Annotated in this window: 2 tRNA genes; both read left to right on the top strand. The window is 46.1% G+C overall.

The features are described 5' to 3' along the window. The first annotated feature begins 99 nt into the window (after positions 1–99). Positions 100–173: transfer RNA gene (locus ACTHO6_RS21215), tRNA-Arg, on the top strand. A gap of 9 nt (positions 174–182) precedes the next feature. Continuing rightward, positions 183–267 (top strand) — tRNA-Leu (locus tag ACTHO6_RS21210). Positions 268–592: the final 325 nt, after the last annotated feature.

Genomic DNA, 592 nt, shown 5'->3' with positions numbered 1-592 from the left:
CGGTCGTGGCGAAGGGGTTAACGCACCGGATTGTGGCTCCGGCATTCGTGGGTTCAAGTCCCATCGATCGCCCCATTTTTATTGCAACCAACTATATATGTCTCAGTAGCTCAGCTGGATAGAGCATCCGCCTTCTAAGCGGACGGTCGGGAGTTCGAACCTCTCCTGAGACGTTTTTACATGCGGTCGTGGTGGAATTGGCAGACACACCATCTTGAGGGGGTGGCGGGGTGACCCGTGCGAGTTCGAGTCTCGCCGACCGCACCACTAAATCATTTCAACGAGATTCTTTTTTAAAAAAATCTCTTGAAATTATGAAGTAAGAATGATATATTTAAGTTCCACTCGCGATTGCTAGATGTAAAGCGAGTGTGTAAAAAAACATGTCGCCTCAGAAAAAGATATTGACCTAGATGAGGAGATATGCTAGAATTAAGATCCGCACTCTTGAGTGCGACTAAAATGCTCTTTGAAAACTGAACAGCGAAAGCGTTGATGAGTCTATCATTTTTTAAAAATGATTTGCCAGCTTGAACCAGCAACAAACTTTATTGGAGAGTTTGATCCTGGCTCAGGACGAACGCTGGCGGCG

It is taken from the genome of Brevibacillus sp. SAFN-007a (assembly GCF_051967035.1).
Lineage (GTDB): Bacteria > Bacillota > Bacilli > Brevibacillales > Brevibacillaceae > Brevibacillus.
Note: the sequence above shows the minus strand (reverse complement) of the source record. Positions and strands in the feature narration are given on the sequence as shown.